At 68.3% G+C, this 3,716-nt stretch carries 6 protein-coding genes; 2 read left to right on the top strand and 4 right to left on the bottom strand.

Features of this window, described 5'->3' with window-relative positions; genetic code table 11:
- Positions 1–177: 177 nt before the first annotated feature.
- Entirely contained in the window at positions 178–603 is a 426-nt protein-coding gene (locus WML84_RS13725) for a 50S ribosomal protein L11 (protein WP_347346698.1), read from the bottom strand.
- 133 nt (positions 604–736) lie between these two features.
- On the opposite strand from WML84_RS13725, the gene WML84_RS13720 reads away from it, so the two are divergent.
- Positions 737–1,513: a TipAS antibiotic-recognition domain-containing protein gene (locus WML84_RS13720; protein WP_347346699.1), complete on the top strand. Its 777-nt coding sequence runs from the start codon at positions 737–739 to the stop codon at positions 1,511–1,513.
- Between the two features lie 39 nt (positions 1,514–1,552).
- Here the strand turns inward: WML84_RS13720 and WML84_RS13715 are convergent, their stop codons facing one another.
- From WML84_RS13715 to WML84_RS13705, 3 genes are all read right to left on the bottom strand, one after another.
- Complete coding sequence (locus WML84_RS13715; RefSeq protein ID WP_347346697.1) at positions 1,553–2,032, bottom strand: anthrone oxygenase family protein; 480 nt, start codon at positions 2,030–2,032, stop codon at positions 1,553–1,555.
- Positions 2,033–2,042: 10 nt separating this feature from the next.
- Positions 2,043–2,594, bottom strand: a complete 552-nt coding sequence (locus tag WML84_RS13710) for a hypothetical protein (protein WP_347346696.1) — start codon at positions 2,592–2,594, stop codon at positions 2,043–2,045.
- Positions 2,595–2,748: 154 nt separating this feature from the next.
- A complete protein-coding gene (locus WML84_RS13705; protein WP_347346695.1) occupies positions 2,749–2,907 on the bottom strand; it encodes an NAD-dependent epimerase/dehydratase family protein in 159 nt (52 codons plus the stop codon).
- 192 nt (positions 2,908–3,099) lie between these two features.
- Here WML84_RS13705 and WML84_RS13700 point away from each other — a divergent pair.
- Positions 3,100–3,716 (top strand): cupin domain-containing protein (locus WML84_RS13700; protein ID WP_347346694.1); only part of this gene is annotated, 617 nt, incomplete at its 3' end.

The following is a 3,716-nucleotide window of genomic DNA, read 5'->3' as shown; positions in this document are numbered from 1 at the left end:
TTACCTGAGCCGAACCGCTCATAGGTGCGAGTGGCACGCAGCAGGCACGAAGGGTGCCTGGACGCATGAAAATTGCAGGAATCCGCGCCTCCTGACGAAAACTGGGACTTCTGAAGTCTCAGCGCCGCGCCGAGTTCGGAACCGGTCTCCGAGAGCTTCCGGGCGCGCCCATCGCGGTCACCTGCGCACGCGAACGCCCATCGATCGCGCCGTGCCTTCGATCTGCCGCATCGCGGCACCGAGGTCGTCGGTGTTCAGATCGGGCAGCTTGCGGCGGGTGACGGCCTCCAGTTCCCGCTCGGTGATCGTCAACGGCTGGTCGTGGCCTGGCCGGGCCGAGCCCTTGCCGCGGACGAGCTGTTTGATGAGGAACGCCGTCGGGGGTGTCCTGAGCTCGAGGTCCCAGGACCGGTCCTCGTAGACGCGGACGATCGCGGGGATGACCTCTCCTCTGAACCGCGCCGTCTCGGCGTCGTATCGCTTCTTGACCTCCATCGTCGCGACACCGTGCGGGCCGAGCATCTTGCCGAGGTCGACCATCGCCGCGTTGCCCGCGTCGAGCTCGAGCTTGACCTGGGCGATCGGCTTCTTCTGTTGCGCCATGAGTGAGTTCCTTTCACGCCGCCCATGACGCTATAAGTTGACGTAACGTAAGAGTCAAGACGGCCCGATCGGCGCAGACAACGCCGCCGCCGGAATTGACATTGACGTAACGAGAACCTTTAGCGTGATTCGCATGGAGTGGTCGATACAGCAGATAGCCCGGTCCGCCGGCACCACCAGCCGCACCCTGCGTCACTACGACGAACTCGGCGTGGTGCCACCCAGTCGGATCGGCAGCAACGGCTACCGGTACTACGACGAGCACGCGCTCGTGCGGCTCCAGCGGGTGCTGCTGCTGCGCGAGCTCGGGCTCGCCCTCCCGCAGATCGCCGATGTTCTGACGAACGAGTACGACGAGGCATCGGCGTTGACCACCCACCTGTCGCTGCTGCGTCAGGAGCAGGACAGGCTGGCCCGGCAGATCGCCGCGGTCGAGCACACCATCACCGCCCTGAGAGGAGGGGAAGAGCTCATGGCAGAGACCATGTTCGACGGCTTCGACCACACCCAGTACAAGGACGAGGTCGAAAGACGATGGGGAAAGGACGCCTACGCGCGCTCCGACGCCTGGTGGCGCGGAATGAGCGACGAGGAGCGCCGGAACTGGCGCACTCGGGTGGAGCAGCTCGGCCGCGACTGGATCGCCGCCGCGGAGGCGGCGGAGGTCACCGCCGACTCGCCCGAGGCACAAGAACTCGCGCGCCGGCACATCGACTGGCTCCGCAGCGTCCCCGGAACTCCGGCCGCCGAGCCGGGCGGCGACCTCAACGCCTATGTGCGGGGACTCGCGGAGATGTATGTGGCCGACGAGCGCTTCGCGGCCAACTACGGCGGCGTCGAGGGCGCATCGTTCGTCCGAGACGCGCTCCACGCGTACATCGAAACGAGCGAGCCGGCTGCCGAACGCTGAGTCGGCACGGAGGTGAACGCATGCGGGTGGCCGTAAGCGTCAGCCCGAGACCGCCGCGATTGCGAGGCTCACGAGCGCGCCGACGCCGGTGATCGTGCGGGCCAGATTCCACCGGCTCCAACGAGTCTCGAACTGCTCCCGTGCGGCGCGGTCCGCCGACTCGGTTCCGGCCGTCGTGTGATCGAGCCGCGTGTTCAGCGGCACGTTCCCGGCCGCCGTGATGATGAACGTGAGCGCGGCGCACACGGCACCTGCCCACGCCCAGGCCGACGGCGACTCCATCGCCCGCCAGTAGCCGAGCAGGGCGTACGCGAGGGTTGCGAGCGGGGCCGTGAAGAAGACGAGCAGGAACCAGCCGTTCAGGATCGCCCGGTTGATCGCGCGGAACGCCCGCACATAGGTGGCGTCGTCGAGGTGCCGGAATCCGGGTGCGATGGCGCAGGTGAAGACGAAGAACAGGCCGGCCAGCAGACCGTTCGTCACGATCGCGGCGATCAGCAGGGCATCGAGCAACGACATGAGGATGCCGTCAGCGAAGCGCGAGGAGGCGCTGGATGGTGGTCTCGACGGGGGTGTGTACGCGCACGCGGCGATCTCCGCGCGGTGCGAGGAGCCCGTGTCCGTCGGCCCGGTACAGCTCGGCCAGAGTCTCAGCGATGTGGGGGCGGAACCCCGCCTCGATGAGCGCACTGGTCCAGCCTTCTTCGGGGACCGTCGTGACGTGCAGCTCCTGCCCGAGGGCGTCGCCGAGCAGCGCGGCGACGGCGCGCTCGGAGTATGCCGGGCCGACGACGTCGACGCACTCGCTCGCTGCGGGCGGCGACTGCAATGCCTCGGCCGCGACCGCACCCAGGTCAGCGGTGGCGACCATCGGCAGGGGCACATCGGCCGAGGCGGCGAACACCGGGTAGACGCCGGTCTCTCGTGCGACGTCGATCACGTCGCCGACCTTCTCCTGGAAATGGCCCGAGCGCAGCGCCGTGAGCGTGGTGCCGGTGGAGCGCAGGGCTTCTTCGAGGCGGTGCAGCCCGGTGATCGGGCCGGTGCCCTCGGCGAGATCCGCGCCGCCGGAGGACAGCATCACGACGTGCGGCGCGGCGGCGTCGACGACCGCTCCCGCGACCGAGGAGATGAGGTGATTCGCGTGTGCGTCGAGGTCGTCGACCGTGAGGTCGAACGGCAGCAGAGTGAAGAACCCCGCGCATTCCCGTAGCGCCTCGGTGAGCGCCGGACGATCATCGAGGGAGACGACGCGCGCGTCGGCTCCCCGCGCCTCCCCAGGGCTCGGCGTCGGACGGGCGACGCACCAGCACTCGCACCTCCGCGCCTGCGGTCAGCAGTGTGTGCGCTGCCGCTGATCCGACTCTGCCGGTGGCTCCCGCGATGACGTACATGATGAACCCTCTCGACCGCATGACGTGCTTGCAGGCTCGACATTAGGACCATGCGATCGGTATAAGAATGCCCGAAAGCTCGATTTTCTTGCTCTTTCATCCGGGATTGTCGGTGACAAGGTGCCACCATCTGACAGGCTGGGAGCCATGAGACCCGAGGTTCCCGCGGAGAGCACCGACCGGCTGGCGCGGGTGCTGCACGCGCTGCGGATGCGCAGCACCTTCTACTGTCATGCCGAGCTCGGCGAGCCGTGGGCGCTCGAGATGCCCGCCATCGCGGACTCGATCAGCTTCCACGTCGTCACCTCGGGTATCTGCTGGCTCCGTCTCCCCGATGCCGATCCGCGGGAACTGCGCGCGGGTGACCTCGCGCTGGTGCCCCACGGACTCGGGCACGATCTCGCCAGCACCGAGAACGCAGCGCCCGGCCCTCGTGTCGACCTGCTGCCCCAGCACTACGTCACCGAGCAATACTCCGTGCTCCACCACGGCGGCACCGGCCGTGCGGCGCAGCTGATCTGCGGCGTCGTGTCCTTCGACGATCCCGCCGCCCGCCAGCTCATGCGCGCGCTCCCGCCCGTGATCTTCGTCGGCGGTGACACGGTCTCCGCGGCATCCTCGATCCGTGACACCCTACGGCTCATGGCCGGCGAGCTCTCCCGCCCGCAACCCGGCGGCGAAGCAGTGGCCACCAGGCTCGCCGACATCCTGGTCGTCCAGGCGATACGCGCATGGATCGCCAGTGATCTCGATGCCGGTGCGGGTTGGCTCGGCGCTCTCCAGGACGAGAGGATCGGCCGCGCGCTCCA

Origin of the sequence: Microbacterium sp., from assembly GCF_039812165.1 — a bacterium.
Classification (GTDB): Bacteria; Actinomycetota; Actinomycetes; order Actinomycetales; family Microbacteriaceae; genus Microbacterium.
Note: the sequence above shows the minus strand (reverse complement) of the source record. Positions and strands in the feature narration are given on the sequence as shown.